Below are 18,462 nucleotides of genomic sequence, written 5' to 3'. Positions count from 1 at the left end.
GGCCGATTCCGCGCACGGCGCCGAGATTGGGGGATTGCCGGCGCTTGCGGCCCGGCGCGCGAATTGACGCAGCCTCGAAAAAATTCGGGATTTCTTAAGGAATGCGATGCCCAATGAAATTGGGTGGGTGCCGCAGGCACGTCCGAGCGGGGCTCCCACCCAGGACCATTGTCCTGGGCGAATCGCTAAAATTTCGTGGACATCGCCAGAAAAACCGTCGCCCCACAGGTAGCGCCCAAATCAAAGCCCGGACTGACGAAAGAAGGCGCAGCCGTCGCCGCGCCTTCTCCCGGAGTATTCTTCCCGCAAGCGTCCCAGCGGGCGGGGGTTTCTGCTGTCCCCTGCAGCGTCTCTGATTACGCCTCGAGCACGTCGTCGTCGTCGCTTTGCTTCGCGCCGGGTGGCATGTCGAAGTCAAGCCCGTGCGCTGCCCGGATCTTGTCTTCGATCTCATAGGCAATCCCGGCATTCTCGCGCAGGAAGGTCTTCGCGTTCTCGCGCCCCTGCCCGATCCGCTCGGAGCCGTAGCTGAACCACGCGCCGGACTTCTCCACCACGCCGGCCTTCACGCCGAGATCAAGCAGTTCACCATTCTTCGAGATGCCCTCGCCATACATGATGTCGAATTCCACCTGCTTGAACGGCGGCGCCACCTTGTTCTTGACGATCTTCACGCGGGTCTGGTTGCCCACAACCTCATCGCGGTCTTTGATGGCACCGATCCGGCGGATATCCAGCCGCACCGAGGAGTAGAATTTGAGCGCGTTGCCGCCGGTCGTGGTCTCGGGCGAGCCGAACATCACGCCGATCTTCATGCGGATCTGGTTGATGAAGATCACGGTGCAGTTCGAGCGGCTGATCGAACCCGTCAGCTTGCGCATCGCCTGGCTCATAAGGCGGGCATGCACGCCGACCGAGCTGTCGCCCATGTCGCCCTCAAGCTCGGATTTCGGCGTCAGCGCGGCCACGGAATCGACCACGATCATGTTCACCGCGCCGGACCGCACCAGCGTATCGGTGATCTCCAGCGCCTGCTCGCCGGTGTCGGGCTGGCTGATCAACAGCTCGTCGAGGTTCACGCCCAGCTTCTTGGCGTAAAGCGGATCCAGCGCGTGCTCTGCGTCCACAAAGGCGCATACGCCGCCCTTCTTTTGCTCTTCGGCCACGCAATGCAGCGTCAGCGTGGTCTTGCCCGAGCTTTCGGGCCCGTAGATCTCAATAATCCGACCCTTAGGGATGCCGCCGATGCCCAGCGCGATGTCCAGCCCCAGAGAACCGGTGGAGGTCGCCTCGATCTCCGGCAGCGCATTCTCGCCGCCGAGCTTCATGATCGAGCCCTTGCCGAACTGCCGCTCGATCTGCGCCAGAGCCGAATCGAGGGCTTTTTGTTTTTCGCCGTCGCGCTTGTTTGCCATTGTCAAAAGTTCTGCCGTTGCCATGGGATCGCCTTCCTTATTTCACAGCGCCTGCCGGTCGGCAATCACCGCTCATGTTCGCCTCTTGTTCTTGTTCGCCTTATGAGAACAAAACGCGGACATTTCAACTAAAATTTTCTGCAACGTCAGTCTGAGCCAGCTTGGTTAAGTTTGTGTTGACGTCAGAGATGAGATCAGCCGCTTGCCGCAAAAACCAGGCAAGTATTTGTTTTCAAAATACGAATACTCAACTGATTTGTGACTGGACCGTCTCTGTGAGCTGGCTGAGGGAAAAAGGTTTCGGCAAAAAGGCGGAGTTGGGGATCTTGGACCGGTTGTGGCTGACGCTTTCCTCGGCGTAGCCCGATACGAACACGACCTTCACGCCAGGCCGCTCCTCTAAGGCCTTGCTGACCCAGGTCGGGCCGTCCATGCCCGGCATCACAACATCCGTGACAAAGACGTCCACTTCCAGATCCTTGTCGTCGAGCAGCTCTAACGCGTCCTCGGCGCAGGCCGCCTCGGTCACGGTGAAGCCGCGCAGACGCAGCGCGCGGCTGGCGAATGCGCGCACCGGCGCCTCGTCCTCGACCAACAATACATGCCCGCCCTCAAGCCTGGGCGTGAATTTGGCCGCAGAGGCATCGATGGGCGCGGGCACCACCTCGGCCTTGTTATGGGCCGGGAAGTACATGGTGAAGGTAGACCCGGCGCCCAGCACGCTGTCGGCAAAGATGAACCCGCCGGATTGTTTGACGATGCCGTAGACCATCGACAGGCCAAGCCCGGTGCCCTCGCCGGTCTTCTTTGTGGAATAGAACGGCTCGAATATCTTCTGCAGCTTGTCCTCGGCAATGCCGCAGCCCTTGTCGCAGACGGTCACGACCACATACTCGCCGGGCGGCACCTCTGCGCGGTCGCGATACATCGGCTCCTTGAGGTGCTCGGCGTGGTTGTTGATCTCGACCTGGCCGCCATTGGGCATGGCGTCGCGCGCGTTCACCACCAGGTTCATCAGCACCTGCTCCAACTGCCGCTTGTCGGCGCGCACGCGTGGCAGGTCCGGGTCATGGGACCATTTCAGCGTGATGCGCTCGCCCACCAAGCGGTTGAGAAGATGCGTCAAATCCCCCAGCGTGTCGCGCAGGTCGATCAGTTCGGGCTGCATGTTCTGCTTGCGCGAGAACGCCAGGAGCTGGCCCACCAGGCTCGCCGCGCGGTTGGCGTTCTGGTTGATCTGCACCAGATCGCCATAGTTGGGGTTGCCGGGCTCGTGGCGCAGCAAGAGCAGGTCGCAATGGCCCGAGATCGCGGTCAGCAGGTTGTTGAAGTCATGCGCCACGCCGCCAGCCAGCTGCCCAATGGCCTGCATCTTCTGGCTCTGCACGAACTGGGCCTCCAGGGTTTTCAGCTCGGTCGCGTCGATGAGCACGGCAATGATCGTGACGTTGCCGCGGTCCACCAGGCGCCCCAGCGAGACCTGCAGGTAGATGTCCTGCTCGGGGCGGTTGGCGCGCACCACCTCGGTGCGGCCGATGCCGCGGCCTTCGGAGACGTCCAGCAGCCACTCGTCGATGGGCCGCCCGAGCCCCTCAATGACCTCACCGAACTTAATGCTCTGCGCGTCGTCCAGCGCCAGCAGCTTTTGCGCGCGCGCGTTGGCCGAGAGTATCTCGCCCTCGGCGGAGACGCGCATCATGGGGACCGGAATGGAATTGGCGTTCGCCTGCTGGATCTCGACCCCAGTCGCGGGCCAGAGATACACGTGTTGCACATCCGCGCTTTCGGACAGAACCGCCACCTGGCTTTCCACCGGGCCGTTGGCGGTCTGAAAGACCGCCGCGTCGCCGGATTGCAGCGGCAAGCGCGACACGATCCGGTCCAGATGCTTGGGGCGCGCGCCCAGGAATTGGTGCATCGCCTCGTTCATCTCAAGGATCTTATGCGGCATGGCCACGCGCATCATGGGCAGCGCGACCTGCGCGGCGGGATTGGTGTCGGGGATCGCCTCGCGCTCCTCGAAGCGCCAGAAATACCCCGCGCCGTCAATGCGATGCGCCGACACGCGCAAAGCCCGCCTTGTGCTGGCGACGTCCTCCATCGCGGCGCCCTGCGCGTCCGCCTTGTTCTGCAGGCGCTGGAACACCGCGCGCGGCGAGGCAAAGAGGTCGCCCACCACCTCTGACAGGAAATCGGCCCGCACCGGGAAGCGCGCCAGCGAGGCGGGGTTGCGATAGCAGATCACGCCGCTCTCGTCGGTGCCGAAGCAGGATGACAGGTCGTTCTTTCCAAGGGCTTTTGCGGCCTGCCAGATCATGTTCTGGGTGCTGCGGTAGCGCCGCGCGAGCCCGTATATCAGGCCCACCAAGCAGACCAGCGCGGCTCCGGCCAGAAGGAACGCAAGGCCCAATGTGCTGTCCGAGAAAACCACGGCCAGGGCGATGAGGGCGATCGCCGGGGCCAGCAGATGCCACAGGCGGTCGGCCGCTGACGCGGCCGCGCGCGCGATTGATTGGGACGCGTCGGCATAGTCTGACAAATCATACTCCAAGGGCCGTGCTCTGAACTTTTCCCGCGAAATGGTTAACCAGAGGTTAAAATTCCGTGGCCGCGATCACCAAGCCGCGCCTAATCTCGTTTCAGATGTGCAACGAAAAATCCGTCGCCCCCATCGAGCGGCGAGAAGGCCCTGGAAAACACCAGCCGCCATTGCGGGTGCCGCGCTTGGAACCGCGCGATGATCTCGTCATTCTCGGCCCGGAATAGCGAGCATGTCACGTAGCCAAGGCAGCCATCCGGCGCCACCAGCGGAGCGGCCTCGGTCAGGATGCTCAATTGGGTGTCGTGCAAGTCCCGAAGCCGGCCTTGTGTCAGCTGCCACTTGCCCGCGGGGGATCGACGCCAGGCCCCGCTGCCGGAACATGGCACGTCACAGAGCACCAGATCGAATGGCGCGCGCTTGCCCAGGTTTGGCGTCTGCACGCAGGCCACCGAGACCCCGGCGCGCTTGGCGCGCTCCGGCATGTCGCGCATCCGCTGCGGCTCTGCGTCATGTGCGGTGACCTGAGCGCCCCGCGCCGCCAGCGCCAGCGCCTTACCGCCGCCACCGGCGCAATAATCGAGCACTTTTGGGGCGTTGGGAAAGCTGTCCACCACCGCCTGGCTCGCGGCGTCCTGCAGCTCGACAAGACCGCCCAGAAAGGCGCGCGACTGCGCGATGCGGCGCGGATTCTGCGTGACCTCGATGGCGGTCTCGGCCAGGGCATGCGGCCTGCCCGCGATCTCATCCTCTGCCAGCGCCGCGATCGCCGCAGCCCGGGTGGTCTTGGCAAGGTTGGCGCGCAGGAAAACCGGCGCGCGCCTGCGCAGCAGACGGGCGGCCTCGCCCCACTGCGCGCCGAGGGCGTCTTGCATGAGCGGCAGAACCCAGTCCGGCAGATCGGCGGCCTCGGCCTTTGGCGCCGCGTCCAGATCGCCGCCCGCCAGCTCCTGATCGCTCAGAGGTTCGGGCGCGTGCCCCTCTCCGGTAAAGAGAGATGCCGGGTCAAGCCCGGCATGGCGCAGCGCGCCGATCATCCGTCCACGCCCGGTTTCGGCGCCGCCGAGATACGCGAAGGACCGCCAGCACCGCAGCGCATCGAACACGTGGTCACGCACCGCGGCGCGGTCCTTGGAACCGGCAAAGCGCGAGGCCCGCGCCCAGTTGGTCAGGGCCTTCTCGGCGGGGGTGCCGCCTGCGATCACGTCGAGGATCTGAATTGCCGCGGCCACCCGCGCGCCGGGGGTCATCTGCCTGCCCCGGACCGGCGTGACGCGTCGGGCGGGCCGAGCGATGCCCAGGCTGCGGCCAAAGTTAGAGGGATGGTAACTGAATCACCGGAAAATAAAGGGCGGGAGGGAGGGGGAATAACCATAATTTCTGGCAAATCACCCGCGCGCCGCATAACCCTCTGCCCCCAAACGCTTTTCGTCACATCGCGCGGTAGTTGGGCGACTCGCGGGTGATCTGCACGTCATGCACATGGCTTTCCTTCAGACCAGAGCCGGTGATCTTCACGAAGCTGCAATTTTTGCGCATCTCGTCGACTGTCGCGCAGCCGGTATAGCCCATGGCCGCCCGCAACCCGCCCACAAGCTGGTGGATCACCGTGCCGGCAGAGCCTTTATAGGGCACCTGCCCTTCGATGCCCTCGGGCACAAGCTTGTCGCTGGCCGCGTCCTTCTGGAAATAGCGATCCGCCGAGCCGCGCGCCATCGCCGCCAGCGAGCCCATCCCGCGATAGGCCTTGAACGACCGCCCCTGGTACAAGATCACCTCGCCCGGGCTCTCATCGGTGCCCGCGATCATCGTGCCGACCATGGCGCAGCTCGCCCCCGCGGCGATTGCCTTGGCGAAGTCGCCCGAGAACTTGATGCCGCCATCGGCGATCACCGGGGTGTCGCCTGCGGCGCGAGCGCAATCCATGATCGCGGTCAGCTGTGGCACGCCGACGCCCGCGACCATCCGCGTGGTGCAGATCGAGCCTGGCCCGATCCCCACCTTCACCGCGTCCGCCCCCGCGCCGATCAGCGCCCGCGCGGCTTCGGCGGTGGCGACATTGCCGGCCACGACTTGCACCTCGTTGGACAGCCGCTTGACGCGCTCCACGGCATGGGCGACGCCCTCGGAATGGCCATGGGCGGTGTCGATCACGATCAGATCCACATGCGCATCCACCAGCGCCTCAGAGCGCTCAAACCCGGCATCGCCGACCGTGGTCGCCGCGGCAACGCGCAGCCGCCCCAGATCGTCCTTGCAGGCGGTGGGGTTGAGCACCGCTTGCTCGGTGTCCTTCAGCGTCAAGAGCCCGGTCAGCTTGCCCTGCCCGTCGGTGACCAGCAGCTTCTCGATCCGGCGCGCCTTCATCAGAGACTTGGCCTCGTCCAGTTCGGCGGGCTCCTGCAGGATGGCCAGGTTCTGCGAGGTCATCATCACGCGCACGGGCGTGGCGTCATCCTCGGCAAAGCGCATGTCGCGGTTGGTGACGATGCCCAGCACGCGCCCGCCCTCGTCCACCACCGGGAAGCCGGTGATCTTATAGCGCTCCTGCAGGGCCTTGGCATCGGCCAGGGTCTGATCGGGGCGCAGCGTGATGGGGTTGTAGACCACCCCGCTCTCAAAGCGCTTCACGCGGCGCACCTGGCGGGCCTGCTCCTCGAGATCGAGGTTGCGGTGGATCACGCCCATGCCGCCGGCCTGGGCCATGGCGATGGCCATGCGCGCCTCGGTCACGGTGTCCATGGCCGAGCTGAGAAGTGGGATGTTCAACCCGATCGACTTGGTGACCTGCGTGCGGGTGTCTGCGGTGCTGGGCAGCACGTTAGAGGCCGCCGGGACCAGCAAAACGTCGTCGAATGTGAGGGCCTCGCGAATCTCCATGACCTGCTCCTTGGAGGATTTCGTTTGGCGCGTCCCTATCTCATGGCTGGGCGGGAATGGAAAGGGGCGTTACGCAATCGCGGCCCCGGTACCCTTGGCCAGGGCGCCGCGCGCCCACATCGCAAAGATGCGCCCGGCGATCAGCGGCACGACCAGCGAGGCGACCAGAAGCACGGCCAACCCAAGCCAGGCCACGAATGCGGCGGATTGCCCAAGCGCCAAGAGCATCCCCGCATAGGCTGCCAGCGGAAAGGTCAGCGCCGCCCAGGGCGGCGCGAACCCGGCCTCCAAGAGCCACTTTAAATTGGCCACCAACGCCAGGAAAACCAGGCTCGCAAGGATTGCCATGATCACCGACAAGCTGCCAAGGTTCAGCAAATAGGCGGCGGTCGCAAAGAGGCTCAGCGGCGCCACATGGATCGCCAGCAAGGGGCGTGCGGGCGCCGGAGGGCGCTTGGCTTTCAACTGCTCGGCGCTGATCCCAAAGATCACCATGGCGACCACCACCGTGGCCACGAAGATCGCCGCGGCCAGAACAAGATGCCCAAGCGCGATGGCGCCAAACGGCGCCACGATGAAGCCCACAAAGGTCAGGTGCCAGGCGGGCGTGGTCCGACGCTCGGCCCTGGGCAGGCCAGCCAGCACCCGCACGATCAGCACCATGACGCCAAGATGCCCCGCAAGGCACGCGTAAAGCAGCAGCGTCGCGGGCCCAGCGGCGAAGGGCGCGACCCCCGCCGCCAGGAGCATGCCCGACAGCATCGCCGCGCCCAGGCCCAACCGCCCCGGAACGCCGCGCAGATCCTCAACCAAAGTCGCGGGCCGCGCTATGAGCTTCGCAATGTAAGCCCCCAGCGCGAATAGGAAAATGGCCAAGACAAGGAACAGCAAGACCCGTCCCAGCCCGGCGCCAAAGCCCAAGGCCTCCCCGGCGCGTAGCCAGGCCATCGCCAAGCCGGTCAGGCCAAGAATCGGCGAGAACACCGCCGGGGGTGTCCGGCGCCAGAATGGAGCGGCGTCCTGCATGAAATTCCCCCAGATATGGTGTACGCACCGCCAGTATTCACACAATCTACACATTTCGCAAGCTTGCCCCTTGCACGCGCCCGGCTTCCTGGGCAGCTTCCACCGCATGAGCGAACATGGATATGAAAGCGGGCGGCTGAACCTGCCCTTCGTGGGGATCTCGACCTTCGGCAAGCGGCCCTATGTCGAGGATTGGTCCAAGATCGACGCGGATGTGGCGGTGCTGGGCGCGCCGTTTGACTTCGGCACGCAGTGGCGCGCGGGCGCGCGGTTCGGGCCGCGGGCGGTGCGCGAGGCCTCCACGCTATTCAGCTTTGGCCACGCGGGCGCTTATGACCACGAGGATGACGCGACCTATCTGGGCGGCGACGTGCGCATCGTGGATGTCGGCGACGCCGACATCGTGCATACGGACACGATCACCAGCCATGCCAACATTAAGACCGGCGTGGAAGCTATTCTAAATGCAGGTGCTTTGCCGGTCATCATCGGCGGGGATCACTCGGTGAACATCCCCTGCATCGAGGCCTTCGCGGGTCGCGGCGACATCCACATCCTGCAGATCGACGCGCATCTGGACTTCGTGGACGAGCGCCACGGGGTCACCCGCGGGCATGGCAACCCAATGCGGCGCGCCGCCGAGAATGACTATGTCACCGGGCTGACGCAGCTGGGCATCCGCAATGTCTCGTCCACCGCCAAGGAGGGCTATGCCGACGCCCGCACCATGGGCTCGACGATCCTCAGCGTGCGGCAGGTGCGCAAGGCGGGCGTGGCAGGGGCGCTGGCCTCTGTGCCCAAGGGCGCGCGGGTCTATGTGACCATTGATATCGACGCCTTCTGCCCCTCCATCGCGCCGGGCACGGGCACGCCCAGCCATGGCGGGTTCCTGTATTACGAGGTGCTGGAGCTGCTCCAGGCGGTGGCGCGCAGCCACGAGGTGGTGGGCATCGACCTCGTCGAGGTCGCCCCGGATTACGACCCCACGGGGTCCACCGCGATCCTGGCGGCGCAGATCCTGCTGAACTTCCTGGGCTTCATCTTTCATGAGCGCAACACGGCCTCGTGATTGGGCGCCGGTTTTCTTGGGGCATGACCTAGGGTAAACTTCCTGCAATCGAAGCAGGCAGTTTGATGAGAATTTTGTTAACTATGGCCGCCCTCGCATTGGCCACACCCGTTCATGCACAGAGCTTTCCCGATTGGGTCTCCGCCGAAGGCACCTTTGCGCTTGGCGTCACGGATCGCGTGCCGGGGGCGGATGCGTTCCTGGTGGGCGACGGCACGGTGCGGCTGTCCTTTGGGCGGTTCGGCGCCGAGCTGGGGGTCTATGGCCGCGCCGATGCGCTGGACACTCCGCATGAGACCTATGGCACGCTCACGCTGGATATCGGCGCGAATGGGCGGCTTTCGGTGGGCGTGCCCCGCCCCGCCTATGATGCCTTCGCCGTGTCGGCGCTCGAGACGCATTTCCCCTCGCTGGGCATCGACCGCACGCGCGCAACACGCAGCGCGGCGACCTTTGGAGCAATGTTCGCCGACTGGCTGCCCGTTGGCGCGCGTTTCACCAATAGCACCGGCGATCTGAGCTATGCCGTGTCGGCGCATAGCGCCGAGAACCCCGGCGCCACGGTTGTGGGCTTCGGCCTTGGGACGCGGGCCGGTGATTGGACCCTGTCCGGCGCGATTGAAAGCGTGGATGGCGATGTCAGCGCCAAGGCCGCGGTGTCACGCGACTTCGGCGCGTTCTCGGGCGGGCTGGCCTATTTTGCCCCCGAGGCGGCGGGGCTGAGCGACCTGGTAGAGGGCTTCGCGACCTATTCTATAAGCGACCAGTTGGACGTGACGGGCGTTGTGCAGGCGCCAGTCGATGGCGGCTCTGTCACAGGCGGGGTATCGGCGCGCTACAGCTTCACCGAGGCCACGTCCGTCTCTCTGGGCGTCGCGTCTGACGCCGGTTCAGATGCGGTTTACTCGGCCTTCCTGGGCCTTCGGTTCTAAACCCTGGCGGACGGGGGCTAACGCACAATCAGCTCGGTCTCTGGCCCGATCAGCCCCTTGCGCAGGCGCTGCCCCTCCGCAATGTCGGCCTCATAGGCGGTGCAATCCTGGGTCTCGTCGCGAAAATTGACGTTCCCGTTGGACATAAAATAGGCCCGGCAGGCCACGTCGGGGTGGAGATCGGAAGCGAAGGCGCTGTTGATCAGCGGCATCAGCGCCATGGCGGCCCAGACAGCGTTGGTCCCGCCAGAGGTGTCGGCCTGCGCCACAAGGTAATGCGCGATGGCGTCGGCATGGGCCTCTTCCGGCTTGCCCACCGTTTCCATGCGGTCGAGATGGCCCAGCACCAGATGGCCAAGCTCGTGGCTCTGCAGGGCCATGCCGATCATCTCATAGGCGGCAACGAACGTGACCTCATATTGCGGCGTGCCGCGCAGGTCGCAGGCGCCGGGCGCCTCTTGGATCAGCTTATAGGCAAAGGGGATGTGATCGCCCAGCTCGGTCGTCTTATAGGCCTGTGCGAAGGCGCCAAGCTGGGCGCAGTTGCTGCGCTCCATCGCGCAGACGGCAAAGGCATCGACCCAAGCCAGTGCGGGCAGGTAATAGCTGCGCGGAAAGATCGCCACCGCCTCTCCGTCGCGGTCATAGACCCGGGGGGCGCCCGCCTCGTCCCGAAAAGACAGCTCGATCTCGGCGCGCGCCCCGTTGCGCAGTTTGGGAAATGTGGCGGTTTGACTGCCTTCCCTTTGCTGCAGATCGGACAGAAGTTTGGGCTCTAGCTCCTCTAGGTAGGCGCAGCCCCAGCCCGCACCGCCGAGACCCGCCCAGATCAGGGCGCCTATCGCGCAAGCCTTACCGAGCATCGCTGGCGGCCTCGATGCGGCGCTGTATCTCGGCAAAGCTGAATCCGCTGACAAAGAGGTCGGGCTCAAACTCGCCCCGCGCGCGCAGCATGCTCAGCCTAGCGGCCAATCCCACAAGGAACTTGCTGTCCGAGACGCTCAATCTTTCTCGGTTTTCGCCCGCCTCCTGAAACGCGCGAAACAGGTCTTGATAATAGTTCTCAATCAAAGCGACGGTCTCGGTTCCGCCCAGCCCAATATAGCTATTCCCCGACGTCGTCACCGGCGTATCTTCCGGCGGCGAAATCGCAGCAATTTTAGTCGCTGTGTCCTGGATCGTGACGGGATTGGACAGACTGACCCACGCGTAGGCGACCAGGATTGCTAGTAGTAGCACCGGCAAGCTTATCGTAGCTACGATGTTGCCCAGGATGCCCTTTCCTTCGGTTATCAGAAGGGTCATCTCGTGCCCGCGCCGCGCAAAGACCACTATAAAAATCAGGCCAACGCCAAAGATGACCACGGTCATAAACAACCGCTCTAATACTCGGATCTCTACGAGATACTGTTCCATGGCCGCCCCCTTGTGGGGGAAAGCCTAAGCCGAGTTTCAACCTTTGGCAATCCGCGCCAGCCGCGCCTCGCGCAGGCGCGCGAAATCCTCGCCCGCGTGGTAGCTCGACCGGGTCAGCGGCGTGGCCGAGACCATCGAGAACCCCTTGCCCCAGGCGGCCTTCTCGTAGCCGGCGAACTCCTCGGGCGTCACGAACCGGTCCACGCGGTGGTGCTTGGGCGTGGGCTGCAGGTACTGCCCGATGGTCAGGAAATCGATATCCGCCGCGCGCATGTCGTCCATCACCTGCAGCACGGACTGGCGGTCCTCGCCGAGGCCGACCATGATGCCGGACTTGGTGAACATGGCCGGGTCCAGCTCTTTGACGCGCTGCAAGAGCCGCAGCGAATGGAAGTACCGCGCGCCGGGGCGCACCTCGGGGTAGAGCCCCGGCACGGTCTCCAGATTGTGGTTGAACACGTCCGGGCGCGCCTCAACAACGACCTCTAACGCGCTGGGATCGCAGCGGATAAAGTCGGGCGTCAGGATCTCGATCGTGGTCTTAGGCGATTGCCGGCGGATGGCGCGTATGGTCTGAGCGAAATGCTCGGCCCCGCCGTCCTTGACGTCGTCGCGGTCCACCGAGGTCACCACCACGTGGTTCAGCCCCAGCTTTTTGACCGCATCCGCCACGCGGCCCGGCTCGAAAACGTCCAGCGCCTCGGGGGGCTTGCCGGTGGCGATGTTGCAGAAGGTGCAGGCGCGGGTGCAGACCTCGCCCATGATCATCATCGTGGCGTGGCCCTGGCTCCAGCACTCGCCGACATTGGGACAGCCCGCCTCTTCGCAGACGGTGACCAGCTTGTGCTCGCGCATGATGTCGCGGGTCTGCTTGTAGCCGGCGGATGTGGGGGCCTTGACGCGGATCCAATCGGGCTTGCGCGGCTGCGCTTGGTCGGGCCGGTGGGCCTTCTCGGGGTGGCGCTGCTCGGGGATCTTCAGGTCGCGTGTCGTCATCGGGGCCTCCTCGCCTTAAGCGCCTTCTACCGAAAGGCGCGCGGCCTGTCTAACCGGTCATGGTTAAAGCCGCCCTGCGCCGCGCGCATGGCTGATCAGGTCCTCGCCCGCCTCGCGCAAAAGCGCGGCCAGATCGCTGACCCAGGCGGCCTCGGAGGTCTCGCGCCGCACCAACGCCAGGGTGCGCGCGGGCTCTGGCCCGGCGAATCGGCGCAGGCAGAGCTGCGGCGCGGCGGCGGTCTCGGCCGTCAGGGCGATCTCGGGCAGCAGGGTCAGGCCAAAGCCCTGTGCCACCAGACCGGTCAGCGTGGCCAGGGACGAGGCGCCCATATCCATCGGGCCGGGGCGCGCGTTCAGCCCGCAGACCTCAAGCGCCTGATCGGCCAGGCAATGCCCCTCGTCGAGCAGCAGCAGGTGGTCCTGTGGCACTTCCTTGGGGCGGGGCGCGCCGCCCGCAAACCGTGACAGCCGCGTCTCGGAGCCCGCCAGCACGAACCGGTCCTCGAACAAGGGCTCTGCCACCAGCCCGCCGCGCTCCAGGGGCAGAGACATCACCGCGGCGTCCAGCTGCCCCGCGGCCAGCGCCTCGACCAGCACCGCGGTCTGCGCCTCGCGGATGCGGATATCCAGCGTCAGGTCGCGCGCCCGGATGCGCGACAGCGCCTGCGGCAGCAGATAGGGCGCCACGGTGGGGATCACCCCCAGCGAGAGCCGCCCCGTCAGCCCCTGCTGCAACCGCACCGCATGTTCGAGATCGCGCAGGTCCGACAGCACCGCCCGGGCCCGCTCCAGCAAGGTCTGTCCGGCCCGCGTCAGGCGGATGTCGCGTGGCAGGCGCTCCACCAAAAGCGTGCCAAGGTTGAGCTCTAGCTCTTTGATCTGCAAAGACAATGCGGGTTGCGAGATATGCACCTTCGCGGCGGCCACGCCAAAGCTGCGCGCCTCGGCCAGGGCGACGAAATAGGTCAGTTGTTTGAGGGTCAGTGCCATAAGTTTTTCTTATCCCTATTCGCAGAAAAAGCAAATTGGAATAATTCTAAAACGGGCTCATATTTGTCTCAAACCCGACTCACCCACGCAAAAAAACCGGAGGATATGTCATGGACGGCAATGATATGGCAGCGGGCAAATGCCCAGTGATGCACGCAACGTCTAGCAACCGCACCAACCGCGACTGGTGGCCGAACCAGCTCAACCTGCGCATTCTGCACCAGAACGCGCCGGCGACCAGCCCGATGGGCGGCGATTTCGACTATGCGGCGGAGTTCGCAAAGCTCGACCTGGAGGCGCTGAAGGCGGACCTGACCGCGCTGATGACCGACAGCCAGGACTGGTGGCCTGCGGATTACGGCCATTATGGCCCGTTCTTCATCCGCATGGCCTGGCACTCGGCGGGGACCTACCGCACCGCGGATGGCCGCGGCGGGGCGTCCTCGGGCACGCAGCGCTTCGCGCCGCTGAACTCCTGGCCGGACAATGGCAACCTGGACAAGGCGCGGCGCCTGCTCTGGCCGATCAAGCAGAAATATGGCCGCCAGATCTCCTGGGCCGACCTGATGATCCTGGCGGGCAACGTGGCCATCGAATCGATGGGCGGCACCACCTTTGGCTTCGGCGGCGGGCGCGCCGACATCTGGGAGCCCGAAGAGGACGTCTATTGGGGCGCCGAGGCCGAGTGGCTGCAGGTGTCGGGCGGCGAGAACAGCCGCTACTCGGGCGAGCGCGACCTGGAGAACCCGCTGGCCGCGGTGCAGATGGGCCTGATCTACGTCAACCCCGAGGGCCCGGACGGCAACCCCGACCCGGCCGCTTCCGGCCGCGACATCCGCGAGACCTTCGCGCGCATGGCGATGAATGACGAGGAAACCGTGGCGCTGGTCGCCGGCGGGCACACCTTTGGCAAGGCGCATGGCAACGGCCCCGCCGAGCTGGTGGGCCCAGAGCCCGAGGGCGCGCCGATGGAGGCCATGGGCTTTGGCTGGCTCTCCTCGCACAAGTCCGGCAAGGGCGTGGACGCGATCACCTCCGGCATCGAGGGGCCGTGGACGGCCAACCCGACGCAGTGGGATAACGGCTATTTCGACGTGCTCTTCGGCTATGAGTGGCAGCTGACCAAATCGCCCGCGGGCGCCAATATCTGGGAGGCGGTTGACCTCAAGGATGGCGACCACGCCCCGCAGGTGGACGGCTCTGGCGAGACCGTGAAGCTGATGATGACCACCGCGGATATGGCGATGCGTATGGACCCGGCCTACGAGAAGATCTCGCGCCGCTTCCACGAGAACCCCGCCGAGTTCGCCGACGCCTTCGCCCGCGCCTGGTTCAAGCTGACCCACCGCGACATGGGCCCGATCGCCTGCTACCTGGGCAATGAGGTGCCCTCTGAAGAGCTGATCTGGCAGGATCCCGTCCCCGCAGGGGCGGCGCTGTCCGACGCAGATGTCGCCACGCTGAAGGGCGAGATCAGCGGCGCGGGCCTCTCGGTGGCCGAGCTTGTGGGCGCGGCCTGGGCCTCGGCCTCGACCTATCGCTGCACCGACAAGCGCGGCGGGGCGAATGGCGCCCGGGTGCGCCTGGCGCCGCAAAGGGACTGGGCGGCGAACAACCCGGCAGGCCTGGCCAAGGTGCTGGGCGCGCTGGAGAGCATCCAGTCGGGCTTTGCGGGTGATGTGTCTATGGCCGACCTGATCGTGCTGGCGGGCAATGTCGGCGTCGAGATGGCCGCCAAGGCCGCCGGTCACGACGTCTCGGTGCCCTTCACCGGCGGGCGCGGCGACGCCTCGGATGCGCAGACCGACGCCGAGAGCTTCGCCGTGCTCGAGCCCATCGCCGATGGCTTCCGCAACTACATGAAGGCGGAATACTCGGTCTCGGCAGAGGCATTGCTGGTCGATAAGGCGCATCTGCTGGGGCTGTCGGCGCCAGAGATGACCGTGCTTGTGGGCGGGATGCGCGCGATGGGGGCCAATTTCGACGGCTCCTCCCATGGCGTGCTGACCGAGACCCCCGGCGCGCTGTCCAACGCGTTCTTCGTGAACCTGCTGGATATGGGCGTGGAATGGTCGCCCATCGCGGACGCAAACGGCGTCTACGAGGCCAAGGACCGCTCTACGGGCGCGGTAAAATGGACCGGCACGCGGGTGGACCTGGTGTTCGGGTCGAACTCGCAGCTGCGGGCCCTGTCCGAGGAATACGCCTGCGACGACCGCGGCGCGGGTTTCGTGGCCGACTTCGTGGCGGCCTGGGCCAAGGTCATGGACGCGGATCGCTTCGACGCCGCCTAGGCGCGCCTGTCTTTACGAGGTGCTGAGGCGCCCCGCCGGGTTCGGCGGGGCGTTTCTTTTTTGGTTCTAACCGCGGCGGAAACGCTTGCGGATTTTGGTCTGGAGGGGACATTAGGAACCCACCCCGGACTTGATCCGGGGCCTCCCCCTTGAGCCACGCGCAACCCGGGCTGCGGCCGACCTGGAGGTCGCTTGCGCATCAGGCCAATCAGCGTCCACGTCTCTGAAAATCGCAACGTTTCAAGTAAATGCGCGGTTGCAAAAGCGGCCTCCTGGGGGAGGTCGGCCGCTGCCCGAGGCAAGCTCGGGCGGTTGCGTGGCTTGGCTTGCGTGGCGTCTGGTGTCGGCAAGCGTTGCTAGAGCGGGCCGCTTGATGCGCAAGTTCCGCCCCAGCCCAATACCAACACCTCTATCAACCCGCCCCCCGCCGGCCCTGGCCCTCACCCGGCCTGCGCCGCTAATACCGCCTGCACATTCGGCCGCTCCAGCATCATCGCGCGATGCGCCTCGACCTTGGGCGCGGCCCCCGCGGGCACGCCGTCGCCCTTCAGCCAGCGCGAGACCGTGAACAGGTAGGGATCGGCGAAGCTGTAGCTCTCGCCCATCACGAAGGGCGCCAGCTGATAAGTCTCTTCGATATAGGCAAAAGCCGCGCCGACGCTTTCGGGCACCTTGGCCTGCATCGCCGCGATGGCCTGCGCGTTGGCGGGGTCCACCCAGCGGTGCCCGCGCATGCGGTGCGCGTGGGCGACATGCAGGGTCGAGGCCACGTAGCTGGCGAATTCCTGCAGCTTGGCAAAGGCGAAGGGATCGCGGGGCGCCAGGCCCGCCGCCGGGAAGCGCTGCGCCAGATAGGCCAGGATCGCGGGCGTCTCGGTCAGCGCGCCGCCCTCGGGCGTGACCAGCGTGGGCACGCGCAGCTTGGGGTTCAGCCGCGCGTAATCGCCCTGCTGGTGCTCGGCGGCGGCAATGTCCAGCCGGTGAAGGCGCGGCTCCACGCCCGCGTCCAGAAGCGCGATGTGGCTGGCCAACGAGATCGTCTCGGGGGCATAGTAGAACTCAAACATCTCGGGCCTGTCTTTCTCTGATGGCGCGGCAAAGGGCGCGGCGACCGATGTGGTTCCGCGCCCGTAGCCTAGCCGCGCCCGCCCGGCCCGCAATAGGGCCAGGCCCGCGGCTTTGATCAGACCTGCCGGGGCGTGCTTTTGCGCGGCTGCATCAGCCGATCATGGCCGAGCCCGCGCCCTGGGCCTCGTAGTGCCGCGCCAGACGCTGCAGCGCGATCTTCAGCACGATCTTGCCCGAGCGCGCTGCCCAGCCCATGCGCTTTTCGGCCTGCTCCATGCCCTCCAGGAAGCAGCAGACCCGCAGCGCCACGTCGCCCAGCCCGGCGCCCAGCTCTTCCAGCGCGTCTGCCACGCGGGCGCGGGCGCCCTCGGGGCCCTGGGCCGGGCCGCCGCCGGGGCGCATCGCGTTGCGGTCCCCCGCGGTCAGGAATCGGTCCCAATTCTGCGCCACGCGCGGGCCGATTTGGGCCAGCTCGAAATCCTCGCGCAGGCGCTCGCCCGCCGCGACCAGCTCGGAGGACAGAAACGGCTTGCCGTCCTTGCCCTTGCGGCGCGCGATGGCGCTCAGCGGGCTCTCCAGCGCGTTGTAGCGGATCCGCTTGGTCTGCTTCGCCTCGCCCTGGCGCACCTCGCGCTCGGCGTAGTCGCGGTGCTGATCGCCGAAGGCGGCGGGGGCCTCGGCCAGGCCCTGGCGGCTGGCCTCATGCTCTGACAGCAGGCGCTTTAGCGCGGCGCGGCCGGCGCTGCTGATGCCGTAGCGCGTGACTTTGCCGTTGCCGGAAAGCTCGATCCAGTCCTTGACCACGAAGGCCTCGGCGATGGCGCGGTCCAGTACGGCGGTGCGAATCGTGCGGCCGTCGGGCAGCTCGCGCACAACGACGGCTTTTTCCATCTTCGGCGCGATGGCCAGGCAGGCCTCGGGCTCGCAGAGGCGGCGCAGAATGCGGCGGGCCTCGGTCTCTAGGTTGGCAGTATCGGGAAGGGTTTCGGCGCGTTTTGTTGCGATCATCAATTTTGAATCCTGGCTCGTGTTACTCGTAGAGATTCGGGCTTCTTTGGCGAGCCGATCAAAGGCGTCGTCTAGCAATGGGTCGTCTCGCCGGTTCTCGTGGCGACGCACTTGCCGTAGGATTGTGGAGGCGTGGCAGCCGGCGGCCCGGGCGAGGGCCCGGATCGACATGCCTTCTTCGGTATGCACCAAATAGTGGCGTACATCATGCGGGACCCAGGCCGGGTAGGCCTGGCGCCCGTTTATGTAAAGTTCTCCAACCATTATGCTCGCGTCCTGTCCCTTGGCAGCGTCGTATCGGGTGTGTTCGCAACGGCCGCCTTCCCCTGCGGACCGCTGCGAGCTCACCGCGCCTTAACAACTTATGAGCGAATTAGTTTCCAATCGGTTAAAATAGTAGAAAAAATGCTACAAAGTTTCCAATTCGTAAACAATGGCTTAACGCCGGGCGCGCGCCTTCCATCCACAGGCAACATCCCTCGATCATGGGCATCTTTGGGGGCACGGACAGGAAATGAACGAGGTGACAGATGCCCGAACTTATGGAACTTTTGCAGAATATGCGCCGCCCCGGCCTGCTCTTGCAGGCCGCCAAGCTGGGGATGAAGGACTACAACCGCGAGCGCACCCTAAAGCGCCTCGCGCTGCCCACCGCCGAGCAGAACGCCACCAACGCGGTGCACGCGCTGATGTCCACCGAGGACACCATGGAGCACGCCCGCCGCGCGGGCGACGCCTCTTACACGCCGTCGCGCCATGTCGAGGTGCTGGTGGCGCTGCTGGCCGAGATCCGGCGGCTGGCCGCGCCCCAGGCCCGCGCCTAGGCCGC

General features: G+C 65.7%; 15 protein-coding genes and 1 pseudogene. 4 read left to right on the top strand and 12 right to left on the bottom strand.

Annotated elements, in window-relative coordinates:
• Positions 1–356: 356 nt before the first annotated feature.
• The 5 genes from recA to AIOL_RS09030 all read right to left on the bottom strand — a co-directional run bounded on the left by recA (position 357) and on the right by AIOL_RS09030 (position 7,860).
• Positions 357–1,439 carry a recombinase RecA gene (recA, locus tag AIOL_RS09050; RefSeq protein ID WP_049642681.1) on the bottom strand — a complete coding sequence of 361 codons (1,083 nt, stop codon included), beginning with the start codon at positions 1,437–1,439 and terminating at the stop codon, positions 357–359.
• 223 nt (positions 1,440–1,662) lie between these two features.
• Positions 1,663–3,954, bottom strand: a complete 2,292-nt coding sequence (locus AIOL_RS09045; protein WP_053101360.1) for a hybrid sensor histidine kinase/response regulator — start codon at positions 3,952–3,954, stop codon at positions 1,663–1,665.
• An 89-nt stretch (positions 3,955–4,043) separates the two neighbouring features.
• Complete coding sequence (locus tag AIOL_RS09040; protein ID WP_049642680.1) at positions 4,044–5,204, bottom strand: RsmB/NOP family class I SAM-dependent RNA methyltransferase; 1,161 nt, start codon at positions 5,202–5,204, stop codon at positions 4,044–4,046.
• A gap of 181 nt (positions 5,205–5,385) precedes the next feature.
• Entirely contained in the window at positions 5,386–6,834 is a 1,449-nt protein-coding gene (gene guaB, locus AIOL_RS09035) for an IMP dehydrogenase (RefSeq protein WP_049642679.1), read from the bottom strand.
• A 69-nt stretch (positions 6,835–6,903) separates the two neighbouring features.
• On the bottom strand, positions 6,904–7,860 hold the full coding sequence (locus AIOL_RS09030; RefSeq protein WP_160314437.1) for a TDT family transporter: 957 nt from the start codon (positions 7,858–7,860) through the stop codon (positions 6,904–6,906).
• Positions 7,861–7,966: 106 nt separating this feature from the next.
• Between AIOL_RS09030 and speB the strand changes: the two genes are divergently transcribed.
• Positions 7,967–8,929, top strand: coding sequence for an agmatinase (gene speB, locus AIOL_RS09025; protein ID WP_049645350.1), 963 nt, complete (start codon positions 7,967–7,969; stop codon positions 8,927–8,929).
• Between the two features lie 83 nt (positions 8,930–9,012).
• The gene (locus AIOL_RS09020; protein WP_049642677.1) at positions 9,013–9,861 is read left to right on the top strand and encodes a hypothetical protein; all 849 of its coding nucleotides are present in this window, start codon (positions 9,013–9,015) and stop codon (positions 9,859–9,861) included.
• A 17-nt stretch (positions 9,862–9,878) separates the two neighbouring features.
• Here the strand turns inward: AIOL_RS09020 and AIOL_RS09015 are convergent, their stop codons facing one another.
• The 4 genes from AIOL_RS09015 to AIOL_RS09000 all read right to left on the bottom strand — a co-directional run bounded on the left by AIOL_RS09015 (position 9,879) and on the right by AIOL_RS09000 (position 13,263).
• Complete coding sequence (locus AIOL_RS09015) at positions 9,879–10,724, bottom strand: hypothetical protein (protein WP_049642676.1); 846 nt, start codon at positions 10,722–10,724, stop codon at positions 9,879–9,881.
• The gene (locus tag AIOL_RS09010) at positions 10,714–11,277 is read right to left on the bottom strand and encodes a hypothetical protein (protein ID WP_049642675.1); all 564 of its coding nucleotides are present in this window, start codon (positions 11,275–11,277) and stop codon (positions 10,714–10,716) included. Before AIOL_RS09010 ends, AIOL_RS09015 begins: the two co-directional genes overlap by 11 nt.
• 36 nt (positions 11,278–11,313) lie before the next feature.
• A complete protein-coding gene (gene lipA, locus AIOL_RS09005; RefSeq protein WP_049642674.1) occupies positions 11,314–12,273 on the bottom strand; it encodes a lipoyl synthase in 960 nt (319 codons plus the stop codon).
• 63 nt (positions 12,274–12,336) lie between these two features.
• Entirely contained in the window at positions 12,337–13,263 is a 927-nt protein-coding gene (locus AIOL_RS09000) for a hydrogen peroxide-inducible genes activator (protein WP_049642673.1), read from the bottom strand.
• A 110-nt stretch (positions 13,264–13,373) separates the two neighbouring features.
• Here AIOL_RS09000 and katG point away from each other — a divergent pair, with 110 nt between their 5' ends.
• Positions 13,374–15,557: a catalase/peroxidase HPI gene (katG, locus tag AIOL_RS08995; protein WP_049642672.1), complete on the top strand. Its 2,184-nt coding sequence runs from the start codon at positions 13,374–13,376 to the stop codon at positions 15,555–15,557.
• A 440-nt stretch (positions 15,558–15,997) separates the two neighbouring features.
• On the opposite strand, the gene AIOL_RS08990 is transcribed toward katG, so the two are convergent.
• From AIOL_RS08990 to AIOL_RS26210, 3 genes and pseudogenes are all read right to left on the bottom strand, one after another.
• Positions 15,998–16,624 carry a glutathione S-transferase family protein gene (locus tag AIOL_RS08990; protein ID WP_049642671.1) on the bottom strand — a complete coding sequence of 209 codons (627 nt, stop codon included), beginning with the start codon at positions 16,622–16,624 and terminating at the stop codon, positions 15,998–16,000.
• Positions 16,625–16,775: 151 nt separating this feature from the next.
• Positions 16,776–17,633: a DUF6456 domain-containing protein gene (locus AIOL_RS08985; RefSeq protein WP_326973176.1), complete on the bottom strand. Its 858-nt coding sequence runs from the start codon at positions 17,631–17,633 to the stop codon at positions 16,776–16,778.
• 111 nt (positions 17,634–17,744) lie between these two features.
• Positions 17,745–17,804 (bottom strand): annotated as a pseudogene (locus tag AIOL_RS26210) (hypothetical protein); the annotation flags it as partial.
• 359 nt (positions 17,805–18,163) lie between these two features.
• On the opposite strand from AIOL_RS26210, the gene AIOL_RS08980 reads away from it, so the two are divergent.
• Complete coding sequence (locus AIOL_RS08980) at positions 18,164–18,457, top strand: DUF6477 family protein (protein ID WP_049642669.1); 294 nt, start codon at positions 18,164–18,166, stop codon at positions 18,455–18,457.
• Positions 18,458–18,462 lie beyond the last annotated feature (5 nt).

The organism is Candidatus Rhodobacter oscarellae (assembly GCF_001078595.1).
Classification (GTDB): domain Bacteria; phylum Pseudomonadota; class Alphaproteobacteria; order Rhodobacterales; family Rhodobacteraceae; genus Rhodobacter_B; species Rhodobacter_B oscarellae.
This window is presented reverse-complemented; position numbering and strand designations above follow the sequence as displayed.